Annotated in this window: 13 protein-coding genes; 5 read left to right on the top strand and 8 right to left on the bottom strand. The window is 61.2% G+C overall.

Going from position 1 to position 13,855, the window contains the following annotated elements; all coding sequences use genetic code 11:
* The first annotated feature begins 124 nt into the window (after positions 1–124).
* A complete protein-coding gene (gene glpT / locus CFII68_RS08110; RefSeq protein ID WP_018610652.1) occupies positions 125–1,474 on the top strand; it encodes a glycerol-3-phosphate transporter in 1,350 nt (449 codons plus the stop codon).
* On the opposite strand, the gene CFII68_RS08105 is transcribed toward glpT, so the two are convergent.
* From CFII68_RS08105 to CFII68_RS08080, 6 genes are all read right to left on the bottom strand, one after another.
* A complete protein-coding gene (locus CFII68_RS08105; protein ID WP_018610654.1) occupies positions 1,450–2,118 on the bottom strand; it encodes a gamma-glutamylcyclotransferase in 669 nt (222 codons plus the stop codon). The two genes, glpT and CFII68_RS08105, sit on opposite strands and share 25 nt — an antisense overlap.
* A gap of 322 nt (positions 2,119–2,440) precedes the next feature.
* Entirely contained in the window at positions 2,441–3,409 is a 969-nt protein-coding gene (locus tag CFII68_RS08100; RefSeq protein ID WP_018610657.1) for a CDP-6-deoxy-delta-3,4-glucoseen reductase, read from the bottom strand.
* Positions 3,409–4,875 (bottom strand): 4-hydroxy-3-polyprenylbenzoate decarboxylase, encoded by a 1,467-nt coding sequence (gene ubiD / locus CFII68_RS08095; RefSeq protein WP_014340789.1) that lies wholly within the window; start codon positions 4,873–4,875, stop codon positions 3,409–3,411. The genes CFII68_RS08100 and ubiD overlap by 1 nt, the downstream gene beginning before the upstream one ends.
* A 124-nt stretch (positions 4,876–4,999) precedes the next feature.
* Entirely contained in the window at positions 5,000–6,259 is a 1,260-nt protein-coding gene (gene rho / locus CFII68_RS08090; RefSeq protein ID WP_003177350.1) for a transcription termination factor Rho, read from the bottom strand.
* Between the two features lie 241 nt (positions 6,260–6,500).
* Positions 6,501–6,830, bottom strand: a complete 330-nt coding sequence (gene trxA / locus CFII68_RS08085; protein ID WP_018610661.1) for a thioredoxin TrxA — start codon at positions 6,828–6,830, stop codon at positions 6,501–6,503.
* Positions 6,831–6,950: 120 nt separating this feature from the next.
* Entirely contained in the window at positions 6,951–7,658 is a 708-nt protein-coding gene (locus CFII68_RS08080) for a FadR/GntR family transcriptional regulator (RefSeq protein WP_018610663.1), read from the bottom strand.
* Positions 7,659–7,912: 254 nt separating this feature from the next.
* On the opposite strand from CFII68_RS08080, the gene CFII68_RS08075 reads away from it, so the two are divergent.
* From CFII68_RS08075 to CFII68_RS08060, 4 genes are read left to right on the top strand one after another with little or no spacing between them, the layout of a single operon-like run.
* Positions 7,913–8,698 carry a transporter substrate-binding domain-containing protein gene (locus CFII68_RS08075; protein WP_018610665.1) on the top strand — a complete coding sequence of 262 codons (786 nt, stop codon included), beginning with the start codon at positions 7,913–7,915 and terminating at the stop codon, positions 8,696–8,698.
* Positions 8,699–8,719: 21 nt separating this feature from the next.
* Positions 8,720–9,400 carry an amino acid ABC transporter permease gene (locus CFII68_RS08070; RefSeq protein WP_018610667.1) on the top strand — a complete coding sequence of 227 codons (681 nt, stop codon included), beginning with the start codon at positions 8,720–8,722 and terminating at the stop codon, positions 9,398–9,400.
* On the top strand, positions 9,397–10,047 hold the full coding sequence (locus CFII68_RS08065; protein WP_003206735.1) for an amino acid ABC transporter permease: 651 nt from the start codon (positions 9,397–9,399) through the stop codon (positions 10,045–10,047). Before CFII68_RS08070 ends, CFII68_RS08065 begins: the two co-directional genes overlap by 4 nt.
* The gene (locus tag CFII68_RS08060; protein WP_018610670.1) at positions 10,034–10,771 is read left to right on the top strand and encodes an amino acid ABC transporter ATP-binding protein; all 738 of its coding nucleotides are present in this window, start codon (positions 10,034–10,036) and stop codon (positions 10,769–10,771) included. Before CFII68_RS08065 ends, CFII68_RS08060 begins: the two co-directional genes overlap by 14 nt.
* A gap of 3 nt (positions 10,772–10,774) precedes the next feature.
* Here CFII68_RS08060 and CFII68_RS08055 read toward each other — a convergent pair whose 3' ends face one another.
* Together CFII68_RS08055 and CFII68_RS08050 are read right to left on the bottom strand one after the other, a co-directional pair.
* A complete protein-coding gene (locus tag CFII68_RS08055; protein WP_256211730.1) occupies positions 10,775–11,275 on the bottom strand; it encodes a hypothetical protein in 501 nt (166 codons plus the stop codon).
* Entirely contained in the window at positions 11,250–13,730 is a 2,481-nt protein-coding gene (locus CFII68_RS08050) for a fimbria/pilus outer membrane usher protein (RefSeq protein WP_018610673.1), read from the bottom strand. Before CFII68_RS08050 ends, CFII68_RS08055 begins: the two co-directional genes overlap by 26 nt.
* Positions 13,731–13,855 lie beyond the last annotated feature (125 nt).

A 13,855-nucleotide genomic window follows, 5' to 3' on the forward strand; every position in this document is an offset into this window, starting at 1 on the left:
TGTTCGTTTAAGAACATTCAATCAGAAAAATTTCGCTTTTTAAGCGATAAGAACCAATGCTATTTTCGGTAACGAAACTGTAACATTCGCATCCGCCGCCATAACAAGAACCAGGAGCACTTGAATGTTTGCTTTCTTTCGACCTGCTGTACACCAGGCAACCCTGCCTGAAGAAAAAATAGACAGCACCTACCGACGCCTTCGTTGGCAGATCTTCGCCGGGATCTTCATTGGCTACGCCGGCTATTACCTGCTGCGCAAGAACTTCTCCCTGGCCATGCCATACCTGATCGACGAGGGTTACACCCGTGGTCAGTTGGGCCTGGCCATGTCGGCCATCGCCATCGCCTATGGGCTGTCGAAGTTCCTGATGGGCCTGGTGTCCGACCGTTCCAACCCACGTTACTTCCTGCCCTTCGGCTTGCTGGTCTCGGCGGGGGTGATGTTCGTGTTCGGTTTCGCGCCTTGGGCAACGTCCAGCGTGACCATGATGTTCATCCTGCTGTTCATCAACGGCTGGGCCCAAGGCATGGGCTGGCCGCCCAGCGGACGGACCATGGTGCATTGGTGGTCGCAGAAAGAACGCGGCGGCGTGGTGTCGGTGTGGAACGTGGCGCACAACGTCGGCGGCGGCCTGATCGGCCCGTTGTTCCTATTGGGGATGGGCTGGTTCAATGATTGGCACGCGGCATTCTATGTGCCCGCTGCTGTCGCACTCGTCGTTGCGGTGTTTGCCTTCGTGACCATGCGCGACACCCCACAATCGGTGGGCCTGCCGCCGATCGAGAAATACAAGAACGACTACCCGGAAGGCTACGACGACAGTCACGAGAACGAATTCAGCGCCAAGGAAATCTTCGTCAAATACGTGCTGCGCAACAAAATGCTCTGGTACATCGCCATGGCCAACGTGTTTGTCTACCTGCTGCGCTACGGCGTGCTGGACTGGGCGCCGACCTACCTCAAGGAAGCCAAGGGCTTCACGGTGGACAAGAGTTCCTGGGCCTATTTCTTCTACGAGTGGGCGGGCATTCCCGGCACGCTGCTGTGTGGCTGGATGTCGGACAAGATCTTCCGCGGCAACCGTGGCCTGACCGGCATGGTGTTCATGGCCCTGGTGACCGTGGCGACGCTGGTGTACTGGCTGAACCCGGCCGGCAACCCGACCGTCGACATGATCGCCCTGGTTTCCATCGGCTTCCTGATCTACGGCCCGGTGATGCTGATCGGTTTGCAGGCACTGGAACTGGCACCGAAGAAGGCCGCGGGTACCGCCGCAGGCTTCACCGGTTTGTTCGGTTACCTGGGTGGTTCGGTCGCGGCCAGTGCCGCCATGGGCTACACCGTGGACCATTTTGGCTGGGACGGTGGTTTTGTGCTGTTGATCGGTGCCTGCCTGCTGGCGATGGCCTTCCTTGCGCCAACCCTGTGGCACAAGCAGATCGCCAGTCAGAGCCGCGAAGCGATCGCCTGATCCAGCGCTGATTTGCAGCGCTTGAGCCGCGCCTCCAGATTCCGGTCTGGCATGGCGTGGCTGCGCAGGGCGTGGATGGTCTGCTCGACGTAATCGCGAGTGGTGCCGTAACGCCCACAGGCGCTTTCGAACACCTGGCTCAGCACATGGTCCGGCAGGTTGCCGGCATAGCTGGGCAGGTGTCGCTCCAGGACAAACCCCAAGGCTTGCACCCGGCTGCCATCCTCGAGACGGCAACTGAGCCAGTGTGGGCGATAGGACGGGACCGGCATCTCGCGCTGCCACAGGGCAAACAGCGAGTCCTCGAGATTCTCCTCCGGCAACCGGTAGGCGAAACCGCTGCACGAACCGCCGCGATCCAGCCCGAACACCAGCCCCGGCAACTCCGGTGTACCGCGGTGTTCGTGGGACCACAGGTACAAACCGCGATGATAACCATGGACCCGGCCGCGCATCCGCTCCACCGCCGTGCATTCGGGCCGCCAGATCAATGAACCGTACGCAAACAGCCAGACCGGACCGCCCTGGTGAAGGCTCATGGTCAATTGCATCGAGGCGAGCAATTGCTCACGGGTCAGTTGCGGACCCAGGTCGAGCCTTGGCGGGTACAAGGCACAGGCAATGGCGGATTCGATAGCGGTCATGGCCGGTAGCGGTTGGCTCCTCGCGGGTCAAAGAGTTAGGTCGCGCGCCGTCATGATGCTGGCGCACATAGAGATCAAGGCAAGTTGGATGCCACTCCTGCCTATGATGTTGGCATATACCTTAACGACATCCAGTGCGCGCGCTAAATATCGAATCGATATATCGTCAGGCCTATAACCCCGTGGGAGCAAGGCTTGCCCGCGATGAAAGCGATGCGATCTTTCAAAGATCGAGGTGCCTGTTTCGCGAGCAAGCTTTGCTCCCACAAAGCACAACCCCTTGCGACAAAAAAGCAGACCTCAAGCAAATTTCAAGAGTGGCTCAAGCCCGCGGCGCATACGCAAACACGTCGGCGCGCATTTGATGGGCGTCCATGCCGGCTTCCACCAGCGCATCGAGCGTGGCGTAGATCATGGCCGGCGAGCCGCTGGCGTAGACGTGCACGCCGGAAAGATCGCTGATGTCCTCGCACACGGCTTCGTGGAGCATGCCGCAGCGCCCTTCCCAGCTGCACAAATCGCTGACGACTTTGTGCAGGAACAGGTTCGGCAGCTTTTTCCATTCATCCCAATGCTCGATTTCATAGAAATCTTCCGGCCGCCGCACGCCCCAATACAGGTGCACCGGGTGCTTGAACCCCGCCGCCCGGCAATGCTCGATCAGGCTGTGCATCTGCGCCATGCCGGTTCCGGCGGCGATCAGTACCAACGGGCCATCGGGCAGTTCGGACAAATGCGTGTCGCCAAAAGGCATTTCGATACGCACGCTGGGGTTGCGTCGCAGTTGTTCCAGCAGCGCCTGTGCACTGCTTTCGCGCACCAAAACATGCAATTGCAGCTCACGTCCGGAATGCGGCGCCGAGGCCAGGGAGAAGGCCGATTTTTCGCCGTTCTCCCGTTCGATCATCAGGTACTGCCCGGCGTGATAGCGTGGCGGCTTGCCGGCCGGCGCACGCAGGCGCACTCGCCAGACATCGCCCCCCACGTCGGCGCACTCGACCACCTGGCACGCCAGGTTGCGTACCGGCAGCTCACCCGGCGACAGCACGCCATCCCATAACACCACGCAGTCCTCCAGCGGCTCGGCGATGCAGGTGAAGATCTCACCGTGATCGCGCACCTCGCCCGCCTGTTCCACACGGCCCTCCACCAACAACGCGCCACAGACGTGGCAGTTGCCGTTGCGGCAGCTTTGCGGGCATTCATAGCCCAGGCGCCGCGCGCCATCGAGAATCCGCTCGGCGGGCCGGATCTCCAGCACCGCCCCGGAAGGCTGCAAGGTTACACGCATCAATCTATTCCTAACTGATTCCAGATGGCATCGATCCGTTGGGTAACGGCTTCATCCTTGACGATAACCCGGCCCCACTCACGGGTGGTTTCACCGGGCCATTTATGCGTGGCATCGAGCCCCATCTTCGACCCCAGGCCAGACACCGGCGAGGCGAAGTCGAGGTAATCGATCGGCGTATTCTCGATCATCACCGTGTCGCGCTTGGGGTCCATGCGCGTGGTGATGGCCCAGATCACATCGTTCCAGTCCCGTGCGTTGATATCGTCGTCGGTGACGATAACGAACTTGGTGTACATGAACTGTCGCAAAAACGACCAGACACCGAGCATCACCCGCTTGGCATGCCCCGGATACGACTTCTTCATGGTCACCACGGCCATGCGATACGAACAGCCTTCCGGCGGCAAATAGAAATCGGTGATTTCCGGAAACTGCTTCTGCAGGATCGGCACGAACACTTCATTGAGCGCCACGCCGAGAATAGCCGGCTCATCGGGCGGACGGCCGGTATAGGTGCTGTGGTAAATCGGCTTGATCCGATGGGTGATGCGCTCGACGGTGAACACCGGGAAGCTGTCGACTTCGTTGTAGTAGCCGGTGTGGTCGCCATACGGACCTTCATCGGCCATTTCGCCAGGATGGATCACCCCTTCAAGGATGATCTCGGCGGTGGCCGGCACTTGCAGGTCGTTGCCGCGGCATTTCACCAGCTCGGTGCGGTTGCCCCGCAACAGGCCGGCGAATGCATATTCGGAAAGGCTGTCGGGCACGGGCGTGACGGCGCCGAGGATGGTCGCCGGGTCCGCGCCCAGGGCCACCGACACTGGGAATGGCTGGCCGGGGTGTTTTTCACACCACTCACGGTAGTCCAGGGCACCGCCGCGATGGCTCAGCCAGCGCATGATGACCTTGTTGCGGCCAATCACTTGCTGACGATAGATGCCCAGGTTCTGGCGATCCTTGTTCGGGCCCTTGGTGACGGTCAGGCCCCAGGTGATCAGCGGCCCCACGTCGCCCGGCCAGCAGGTCTGCACCGGGAGCATGGCCAGGTCGACATCGTCGCCTTCGATCACCACTTCCTGGCAGATCGCGTCCTTGACGACTTTCGGCGCCATGGCAATGATCTTGCGGAAAATCGGCAGCTTGGACCAAGCATCCTTCAGGCCTTTCGGCGGCTCGGGTTCCTTGAGGAACGCCAGCAGCTTGCCGATTTCGCGCAGTTCGCTGACCGCTTCGGCGCCCATGCCCAGGGCCACGCGTTCCGGCGTGCCGAACAGGTTGCCCAGCACCGGAATGTCATAACCCGTCGGGTTTTCGAACAACAGCGCCGGGCCTTTTGCGCGCAGGGTGCGGTCGCAGACCTCGGTCATTTCCAGGACGGGGGACACCGGCACCTGGATGCGCTTGAGTTCGCCGCGCTGTTCCAGCCCGCTGATAAAGTCGCGCAAGTCGCGATACTGCATGCAAAAGCCTCATGGTGGCCGTGGCGTTCGGGGGCCCGAGTTTAACGCCGCCCGTCCAGAATAGTGAATGCACAGATAGCAAAAAGCCGGGTTTCCCCGGCTCTTGCTGGCCTGTCTTGGCGATTTACTTGCGTTTCATCGACAGGAAGAACTCATCGTTGGTCTTGGTCGCCTTCAGCTTGTCGACCAGGAACTCGATGGCAGCGACTTCATCCATCGGATGCAGCAACTTGCGCAGGATCCACATGCGCTGCAACTCGTCGTCGGCGGTCAGCAACTCTTCGCGGCGCGTGCCGGAGCGGTTGATGTTGATGGCCGGGAACACACGCTTCTCGGCGATACGACGATCCAGAGGCAGCTCCATGTTGCCGGTGCCCTTGAATTCCTCGTAGATCACTTCGTCCATCTTCGAACCGGTTTCAACCAGCGCGGTGGCGATGATGGTCAGCGAACCGCCTTCCTCGATGTTCCGTGCGGCACCGAAGAAACGCTTCGGTTTTTCCAGCGCGTGGGCATCGACACCACCGGTCAGCACCTTGCCGGAGCTCGGGATCACGGTGTTGTAGGCACGGGCCAGACGGGTGATGGAGTCCAGCAGGATCACCACGTCCTTCTTGTGCTCGACCAGGCGCTTGGCCTTCTCGATCACCATTTCGGCAACCTGCACGTGGCGGGTCGGCGGCTCGTCGAACGTCGAGGCGACCACTTCGCCGCGCACGGTGCGCTGCATTTCGGTCACTTCTTCCGGACGCTCGTCGATCAGCAACACGATCAGGTGAACTTCAGGGTTGTTACGGGCGATGTTGGCCGCGATGTTCTGCAGCATGATCGTCTTGCCCGCTTTCGGCGGTGCCACGATCAGGCCACGCTGGCCTTTGCCGATGGGTGCGCACAGGTCGATGACACGACCGGTGAGGTCTTCGGTGGAACCGTTGCCGGCTTCCATCTTCATGCGTACGGTCGGGAACAGCGGCGTCAGGTTCTCGAAGAGAATCTTGTTCTTCGCGTTTTCCGGACGATCGAAGTTGATCGTGTCGACCTTCAGCAGTGCGAAGTAACGCTCGCCTTCCTTCGGAGGGCGGATCTTGCCAACGATGGTGTCACCGGTGCGCAAGTTGAAGCGACGGATCTGGCTCGGCGAGACGTAGATATCGTCTGGGCCGGCAAGATAGGAAGCGTCTGCGGAGCGAAGGAAGCCGAAGCCGTCCTGGAGAATCTCCAGCACGCCATCACCGGAGATTTCCTCGCCGCTTTTCGCGTGCTTCTTGAGCAGGGAGAAAATCACGTCCTGCTTGCGCGAACGGGCCATATTTTCTATGCCCATCTGTTCGGCCAATTCGAGCAGTTCGGTAATCGGCTTTTGCTTGAGTTCAGTCAGATTCATATAGGAATGACGTAATCATTTATGGAGGGGGGAAATTAAGCTTTTGGCTTAATGAGGCCGCGCCGCGGAGAAGGCGACAGGATCGCGTACTTATTCGAAAGGAGAGCGTCGGCGACGGCTTGCAGGGGGCACTGGAGAAACCAGTGCGGGGCCGAATGTAACACCTGGGTTTGCGAGCGTCTAGCCCTGAATAACGAAAAAGCCCCGCGATTTGCGGGGCTTTTTCAATGGCATTCGACGCTTAGATGTTGGCGTCGATGAAAGCAGCCAGTTGCGACTTCGACAGCGCGCCAACCTTGGTAGCTTCGACGTTGCCGTTCTTGAACAGCATCAGGGTCGGGATACCACGTACGCCGTGCTTGGCCGGAGTCTCCTGGTTTTCGTCGATGTTCAGCTTGGCGATGGTCAGCTTACCTGCGTAGGTGGTAGCAATATCGTCCAGGACCGGGGCGATCATTTTGCAGGGACCGCACCACTCAGCCCAATAGTCGACCAGTACCAGGCCTTCGGCCTTGAGTACGTCAGCCTCGAAGCTAGCGTCGCTAACGTGTTTGATAAGCTCGTTGCTCATGGAAGTCTCCGGGTAATCAGCAAAAAAACGTGGCCCATCATAGCTGCCCTTCCAAGGTTCAGGAAGCTTGAGTTGATTGAGTCTCGCTATGGCGACAGATGTATTTGGGTATAGCCCAAGTCACGAGGCAACAGGCGCCACGAAGGAAATCCCGGTACGCAGTGCGGCGTTACGTACATGTTCCTGCATGGCTTTTTGCGCAGCCCCCGAAGCGCGGCGAGCCAAGGCGCGAAGGATCTTGCGATGCTCCTGCCAGGTTTCCATCGCCCGCTCCGCCCGGATGAACGGTAGTTTCTGGCTTTCCAGGAAGATATCGGCGCTGGCGGTGAGGATGCTCAGCATCGCCTGATTACCGCTGGCCAGCAGGATTCGTCGATGAAATTCGAAATCCAGTCGCGCGGCGGCGTCGAAATCCCCGACCTTCAACTCCCGGCGCATGGCTTCGATATTGTCTTGCAGCGTGTCGAGCTCGTCGGCGCTCAGCGTTACCGCCGCCAACCCCGCCGCGAAGCCCTCCAGGGCGTAGCGCAATTGGAAGATATCCACCGGCGAGGCCTGGGCCGCGAACGGCCAGCCCGGCGCCGATTCGCTGCGTGGAGCCTCTACCGGTGCCTGCACGAACACCCCCTTGCCCGGCTGCACGCTGATCATGCCCAGGGCACTGAGGGAGGACAGCGCTTCGCGCAGCGACGCCCGGCTCACGCCCAGTTGCAGCGCCAGGTCCCGTTGCGACGGCAGCGCATCGCCCGGGCCGAAGCCTTCATCGACGATCAGTTTGCGGATGGCTTGCAGGGCCACTTCAGGAACGGCGCGAGCGATGGAATTCATGATTTTTCAGACGAACCGGGCCAGTGAGCGGCTAGTTGTAAAGCTATTCGTCGCCCCCGGCAAGTCGTGCCCCAGCAGGGTTCGACGACAAATGCCGACGCCCGATAACGGTGCGAAACGCGGCGCAACTGTTCAGACCAGTAAGACCGCTCCCCACCAGCAAAACCGTGGCTTTGGCCGATTAAAAGCCGCCTTGGCATGGCCTGTGCTCTGTCCGAACGCAGAAATCACATCACCGATTGCGGAGATTCGCCATGATTCAGCGTTGCAGCGCCCTGCTCACAGCCCTGTTTGCCAGCCTGATGCTCTGTCAGCTGCCCGCCCACGCCGACGGCCTGGAAGACGTGGTCAAGCGTGGCACCCTCAAGGTCGCCGTGCCCCAGGACTTCCCGCCATTCGGTTCGGTAGGCCCGGACATGAAACCCCGCGGCCTGGACATCGACACCGCAAAACTGCTGGCCGACCAGCTCAAGGTCAAGCTTGAACTGACGCCGGTCAACAGCACCAACCGCATCCCCTTCCTGACCACCGGCAAGGTCGACCTGGTGATTTCCAGCCTGGGCAAGAACCCGGAGCGGGAAAAGGTCATCGACTTCTCCAGTGCCTACGCGCCGTTCTACCTGGCCGTGTTCGGCCCGCCTGACGCCGCGATCAACACCCTGGACGACCTCAAGGGCAAGACCATCAGCGTCACCCGTGGCGCCATCGAAGACATCGAGCTGACCAAGGTCGCCCCCGAAGGCACCACCATCAAGCGCTTCGAAGACAACAACTCGACCATCGCCGCCTACCTGGCCGGCCAGGTGGACCTGATCGCCAGCGGCAACGTGGTGATGGTCGCCATCAGCGAACGCAACCCCAAGCGTGTTCCGGCGCTGAAGGTGAAACTCAAGGACTCGCCGGTGTACGTGGGCGTGAACAAGAACGAGCCGGCGCTGTTGGACAAGGTCAACCAGATCCTCGCCACCGCCAAGACCGATGGCAGCCTGGAGAAAAACTCCCAGACCTGGCTCAAGCAGCCGCTGCCGGCCGATCTCTGACCGTCGCTTGAGAGGCTGAGCATGGCTTATCAGTTCGATTTTCTACCGGTGGTGCAAAACACCGAGCTGCTGTTGCGCGGTGCGCTGTTCACCCTGGAACTGACGGCCATCGGCACGTTGCTCGGGGTCAGCCTGGGCATCGTCGGGGCCGTGGTGCGGGCGTGGAACATTCGCCCGTTCGCGGAGATCTTCGGCGTGTACGTGGAGTTGATCCGCAACACGCCGTTCCTGGTGCAGCTGTTTTTCATCTTCTTCGGCTTGCCGTCCCTGGGCCTGCAGATTTCCGAATGGCAGGCCGCGGTACTGGCGATGGTGATCAACCTTGGCGCCTACTCCACCGAGATCATCCGCGCCGGCATCCAGGCGATCCCGCGGGGGCAACTGGAAGCCGCCGCGGCCCTGGCGATGAGCCGCTTCGAGGCCTTCCGCCACGTGGTGCTGCTGCCGGCGCTGGGCAAGGTCTGGCCGGCGTTGAGCAGCCAGATCATCATCGTGATGCTCGGCTCGGCGGTCTGTTCGCAGATCGCCACCGAAGAGTTGAGCTTTGCCGCCAACTTCATCCAGTCGCGCAACTTCCGCGCGTTCGAAACCTATGCGCTGACCACGCTCATCTACTTGTGCATGGCGCTGTTGATCCGCCAGTTCCTCAACTGGGTGGGCCGCCGTTGCCTGTACAAGAGCGGCAACGGGAGCGGCCGATGAGCGATTTCACTTTCTGGGACGTGGTGCGCAACCTGCTCACCGGCCTGCAATGGACCCTGGCGCTGTCGCTGGTGGCGTTTATCGGTGGCGGCGTAATCGGTTTGCTGATCATGGTGCTGCGCATCTCCAAAAGCGCCCTGCCCCGCAACATCGCCCGTACCTACATCGAGCTGTTCCAAGGCACACCGCTATTGATGCAACTGTTCCTGGTGTTCTTCGGCGTGGCCCTGGCCGGGGTGGAAATTTCCCCCTGGATGGCGGCGGCGATTGCCTTGACGCTGTTTACCAGCGCCTACCTGGCGGAGATATGGCGCGGTTGTGTCGACTCGATTTCCCACGGCCAGTGGGAAGCCTCGGCGAGCCTGGCCCTCAACCCGCTGGAGCAGTTGCGCTACGTGATCCTGCCCCAGGCCCTGCGCATCGCCGTGGCGCCGACCGTGGGCTTTTCGGTGCAAGTGGTCAAGGGCACGGCCGTGACCTCGATCATTGGCTTTACCGAACTGACCAAGACCGGCGGCATGCTCGCCAACGCCACGTTCGAGCCGTTCATGGTCTATGGCCTGGTCGCCCTCGGCTATTTCCTGCTCTGCTACCCCTTGTCCCTCAGTGCGCGCTACCTGGAAAGGAGACTGCATGCCTCTGCTTAGAATTACCGCCCTGCATAAATACTACGGCGATCATCACGTGCTCAAAGGCATCGACCTGAGTGTCGAGGAAGGCCAGGTGGTGGCGATCATCGGCCGCAGCGGCTCGGGCAAATCCACCTTGCTGCGCACCCTCAACGGCCTGGAATCGATCAACGATGGTGTGATCGAAGTCGACGGCGAATACCTCGATGCGGCCCGCGCCGATCTGCGCAGCCTGCGGCAGAAAGTCGGGATGGTGTTCCAGCAGTTCAACCTGTTCCCGCACCTGACGGTTGGCGAAAACGTCATGCTCGCGCCGCAGGTTGTGCAAAAAGTGCCCAAGGCCAAGGCGGCCGTGCTGGCGCGGCAGATGCTGGAACGGGTCGGGCTTGGCGAGAAATTCGATGCCTTCCCGGACCGCTTGTCCGGTGGCCAGCAACAACGGGTGGCGATTGCCCGGGCGCTGGCGATGTCGCCAAAAGTGCTGCTGTGCGACGAAATCACCTCGGCCCTGGACCCGGAGCTGGTCAACGAAGTGCTCAGCGTGGTGCGGCAACTGGCCAAGGAAGGCATGACGCTGATCATGGTCACCCATGAAATGCGTTTTGCCCGGGAAGTCGGCGACAAACTGGTGTTCATGCACCAGGGCAAGGTGCATGAGGTGGGCGATCCCAAGGTGTTGTTCGCCAATCCGCAGACAGCCGAACTGGCGAACTTCATCGGCACCGTGGAGCCGGCGGCTTGACGGTCAGTGGGCGGATACCAATTCGAAGCGTCCACGACCCTCGATCAACGTTTCCTCGCGAACCCGCGTCGCCGTTACGGGCAAGTAGGTTTCAATCTCGACTTGCGCGGAAAACATCCGCCCCTGGATAGGCGCACCGCCCTGTCGGGCAACCAATGTCTGGCCGGGCAACAAGCGACTGGCCTGTTCCAGGGAACGCGCGCGCCCCTGGAACAATTCGACAGCCTGCCCGTCCAGCCGGGGCTGCCTGAGGCTCAACGTGAAGTTGCCTTGCAATCCCAGGCTGAAGGCCTCGGGGCCGGCGCCGGGGCCGTCGAAACGCAAAGCCATCGCGGTGGGCTGGGGACAGACCACGCTCAGGTTCAAGGTTCGCTTACCCAGCGCCAGCTCAGCCTTGCCCGGCTGCTCGACCTGCAGTCCGCCCCGGTGCAGGCGGCCATAATCGACCCGATCCTGACTCAGCGACACATTGCATTGCTCAGCTTTCACTGGGCTCACCAGCATCAGCATCGCCATCGAGCAACTCAGGCAACTCAGGCTCCTCGGCAGTCGCCAGTGCCTCATTTGACTGAAGGTCACGGCATACCGCCGAAGCGGTTTCATAAGGGAGATCTTCATCATTGTCTTCCGTCAGTTCGAATTGAAGTTGGCAGGTCCTGGAATCGGACAAGGCTACTTTCAGGGCCTGCTGCCCGCCGATATCGCCAATGAAAATCATGCCTTCGCCCGCCACGCTGGTAAGGAAGTCGTCATTGTCGGCCAGTACCGAGACACCGTGAGGAAGCGCCTGGCCGCCTTCGTCGCGAGCATGCAGCAACAGCCTGCGGACGTTGACCACCGAAAAGTCGACGGCATTGAATGAGCCGCGCCCGGCGCTCAGGACCTTGGCGCCGTTCTGGATATCCACGCGCTTGGGCAGCGACCGGGTGTCCACTTCGAGCCGGCTGTTGTTGTAGGCGGGCAAACTGGCGATGACCGCGCGGCCCTTGGCGTCCGTCCACACCGGGCCTTGCGGTGTGCTTATCCTGGCCCCAGGAACACCTGCCAGGGAAACGACACCAAACGTTTCCTGGACCCTGTAAGGGGAAAACGTCATCCCTTGTCCGTGGGCCACGACGCCACCTTTTAGATATCCGCTGTAATTGGTGCTGAAACGATCCTGACTGGCCGTCAATCCGACCTGGGTATAGCGCGGCGTAGCGTTGACAGTGCCTCGCGTCAGGGATTGCGGATGGTTCAGCCCCTGTTCGGCGCCGACCTCATAGTTGAGGTATTCGTTGACACGCTCACTGTAGGCCGCCGTCATGGTGGAGCGACTTCCCTGGTGCCTGATGGAGGAACGGGCACGCCGGTCCTTGCCCAGCGGTACGCTGACCTGCAGGCGAACTGACACGCCTTCGTCATACGAGCCTGACGCACCGACCGCCGAGTCGATGTAGGCACTCACACTCGCGTGCTTGAACGATTTGCTCCAGGAGCCATGTAAACGCGCGTAGGCCTGATCATCGAATTGCGATGATCGCGAGTAACCGACCGAGAAACCGCCCAGCGCCGGATCGAACCAGCTGAGTCCAGCCGTGTATTGGTCCTTGAAGCGCGACGCAAGAAAATCATCCCGGTCGGTATGCCTGTCGACGTAGTGGATCTGCGAGACCTCGCGGTAGCCTGGGGTTTGCCGGGTGGCGCTGAGTGTCAGGTCAAGGTTGTCGGCCAGTGAAGTGCCCAGCGAAAGGCTGCTGCGCGCGCCGGACTCACCGCTGGCCTTGTCGCGCGAGACATTGCCGCGCGCGCCAAGCGTCAGGTTTTCCATGGGGCGGGTATCGAGCCCAAGGCCCGCCGCCTGATAAGTTTGCGCGCCCACCAGGCCAGTACTCAGGGCCGAACTGCGCCCGAGCCCCCAGCTTGCGCTCCCCATTGCCAGCAGCGGCTGGTCGCCCTCACTGCCTTCTGACGCACGTACCTGGCCGAGGGAAACGTAATAGCCCGACTGAGCGGGCGCCGCGCCCCGGAAAGACGCCGCCGGCACGACAAAACGCTGCTCCGCGCCGTTCTCCTCGATCACGCTCACTTCAAGATCGCTGGTGCCGTTGAGCAGCGGCAAATTGCTGAGCGTGAAGGGCCCTTCCGGAACCAGCGTTGTATAGATCAACGCGCCGGACTGACGGACCTCCACGCGGGACTGGCTCAGCGCCAGCCCTTCCACCACGGCGCCACTCGCGCCGGCGTTGCGCTTTACGCCGTCGGGGAAAAATTGCAGACCGGAGAACTGGACACCACCAAACACCGGGCTGTTGCTGGAGAGCTGTCCGAGCTGGAAAGTGGATTGCCAGGGCAACAGGTCGCGCTGGGCGTAGGCGTACAAATGCTCGCTGCGCTGCACCCCGTTGATCGAGGTATTAAGCTGCCGGCTGCGCACGATCCAGTCCCCCAGGTTGACGCCGGCTTCCGTGGCAACGGATAGATAACGGCTTGCACCGCCTGAACGCGATTGGCTTTCCAGGCCCAGCACATCGTAGTTGAGCAGGCCTGCCAGGCCGCCTCGGGAAAACATCCCTTCGTCCAACCCCAGCTCGCGAAACGCCTCGCTCGGCACCACCAAAGCGACCTCCTCGCGATTGGGGCGCAGGCTCACGACGGTATTGGGGTATTGAGCCAGAAAATCATGGCATGCCGGTTCGCTCCATTCTCCCTGGTCGACGGTGGCGGCAGGCACGCGCAAACCGGCCTTATCCAAGAGAACCTGGGTGAAGCACAACTCGCCCTCACGATCGAATCGCGCCTCGGTCAACCCGAGCTGATTGCCGTTGACCCGCAGACTCACCACCCGCGTACCCTCATGAAAACGCGGCGCGTGACGAAAATAGTCCGAAACACCCGGGTCGATCCCCCGGGACGAGAGGATCGAGGTGTCGAATTGCGCCAGTGTCTCGCCGGCCTTGCCCAGTCCCTGCGCGAGCACATATCCGCCGGTTCCACACCAGATCGCCGCGGATAAAATCAGCTTGCGCGACCAAAGTCCTCCAGCACCCCGCCCGCAAACGAATCGACGACCGCCGTTGCGCACGAACAGACAGGGCTCGACCT

Source organism: Pseudomonas sp. CFII68 (assembly GCF_000416195.1).
GTDB classification, from domain to species: domain Bacteria; phylum Pseudomonadota; class Gammaproteobacteria; order Pseudomonadales; family Pseudomonadaceae; genus Aquipseudomonas; species Aquipseudomonas kilonensis.

Coding starts and splice junctions, on each gene's coding strand:
- glpT (WP_018610652.1), top strand. CDS start 125: ATGTTTGCTTTCTTTCGACCTGCTGTACACCAGGCAACCCTGCCTGAA.
- CFII68_RS08105 (WP_018610654.1), bottom strand. CDS start 2,118: ATGACCGCTATCGAATCCGCCATTGCCTGTGCCTTGTACCCGCCAAGG.
- CFII68_RS08100 (WP_018610657.1), bottom strand. CDS start 3,409: ATGCGTGTAACCTTGCAGCCTTCCGGGGCGGTGCTGGAGATCCGGCCC.
- ubiD (WP_014340789.1), bottom strand. CDS start 4,875: ATGCAGTATCGCGACTTGCGCGACTTTATCAGCGGGCTGGAACAGCGC.
- rho (WP_003177350.1), bottom strand. CDS start 6,259: ATGAATCTGACTGAACTCAAGCAAAAGCCGATTACCGAACTGCTCGAA.
- trxA (WP_018610661.1), bottom strand. CDS start 6,830: ATGAGCAACGAGCTTATCAAACACGTTAGCGACGCTAGCTTCGAGGCT.
- CFII68_RS08080 (WP_018610663.1), bottom strand. CDS start 7,658: ATGAATTCCATCGCTCGCGCCGTTCCTGAAGTGGCCCTGCAAGCCATC.
- CFII68_RS08075 (WP_018610665.1), top strand. CDS start 7,913: ATGATTCAGCGTTGCAGCGCCCTGCTCACAGCCCTGTTTGCCAGCCTG.
- CFII68_RS08070 (WP_018610667.1), top strand. CDS start 8,720: ATGGCTTATCAGTTCGATTTTCTACCGGTGGTGCAAAACACCGAGCTG.
- CFII68_RS08065 (WP_003206735.1), top strand. CDS start 9,397: ATGAGCGATTTCACTTTCTGGGACGTGGTGCGCAACCTGCTCACCGGC.
- CFII68_RS08060 (WP_018610670.1), top strand. CDS start 10,034: ATGCCTCTGCTTAGAATTACCGCCCTGCATAAATACTACGGCGATCAT.
- CFII68_RS08055 (WP_256211730.1), bottom strand. CDS start 11,275: ATGCTGGTGAGCCCAGTGAAAGCTGAGCAATGCAATGTGTCGCTGAGT.